This is a genomic window from Methylosinus sp. Ce-a6, from assembly GCF_009811655.1.
In the GTDB taxonomy this organism is placed as follows: Bacteria; Pseudomonadota; Alphaproteobacteria; order Rhizobiales; family Beijerinckiaceae; genus Methylosinus.
In genome coordinates this window covers 1-975 of the sequence record NZ_BGJX01000091.1, presented here as the reverse complement: position 1 = coordinate 975, position 975 = coordinate 1, and the positions used below count along the sequence as shown (strand labels likewise).

The 975-nt window shown below is 65.7% G+C and carries 1 protein-coding gene; it reads left to right on the top strand.

Translation table 11 applies throughout. The features are described from left to right. Position 1: 1 nt before the first annotated feature. On the top strand, positions 2-975 hold a 974-nt coding region (gmd, locus tag Mspo_RS19445), incomplete at its 3' end, for a GDP-mannose 4,6-dehydratase (RefSeq protein WP_159732949.1).

Below are 975 nucleotides of genomic sequence, written 5' to 3'. Positions count from 1 at the left end.
TATGACGAAACGCGCATTGTTGACGGGCGTCACCGGGCAGGACGGGGCCTATCTCGCACAGCTTCTGCTCGGCGAGGGCTATGAGGTCTATGGCGTCATCCGCCGCTCCTCGCATCGCGGCGTCGAGGACCATCGGCTGCGCTGGCTCGGCGTCGCCGGCGATGTGCGACTGCTCGACGGCGATCTCGGCGATCTCTCCAGCCTGTTGCGCATCGTGCAGGAGGTGAAGCCCGACGAGATCTACAATCTCGCGGCGCAGTCCTTCGTCGCCTCCTCCTGGCGGCAGCCCATTCTCACCGCCAATATCACCGCCGTCGCCGTCGCCAACATGCTCGAGGCGATGCGGCTGGGCGCGCCCGGCGCGCGCTTCTATCAGGCCTCCTCCTCCGAAATGTACGGCCTCATCCAGGAGCCGATGCAGAGCGAGAAGACGCCCTTCTATCCGCGCTCGCCTTACGCCGTCGCCAAGCTCTACGGGCACTGGATCACGGTGAATTATCGCGAGAGCTTCGGCCTGCACGCCTCCTCGGGCATTCTCTTCAATCACGAGAGCCCGCTGCGCGGCATCGAATTCGTCACCCGCAAGGTGACGGACGGCGTCGCGCGCATCAAGCTCGGCCTCGCCGAGGAGCTTCGCCTCGGCAACATAGACGCCAAGCGCGACTGGGGCCATGCGCGCGACTATGTGCGGGCCATGTGGCTGATGCTGCAGCAGGAGACGGCGGATGATTATGTGGTGGCGACCGGCGTCACCACCACGGTGCGCGACATGTGCCGCATCGCCTTCGCCTATGCGGGCCTCGACATGGAGGCGCATGTGGTCATCGATCCGGCCTTCTACCGCCCGGCGGAGGTGGATATTCTGCTCGGCGACTCCTCCAAGGCGCGCGAGGCGCTGGGCTGGGCTCCGCAGACCTCGCTCGAGCAGCTGATCCATGAGATGGTCGACGCCGATCTCGAGCGCTTGAAGCGCGA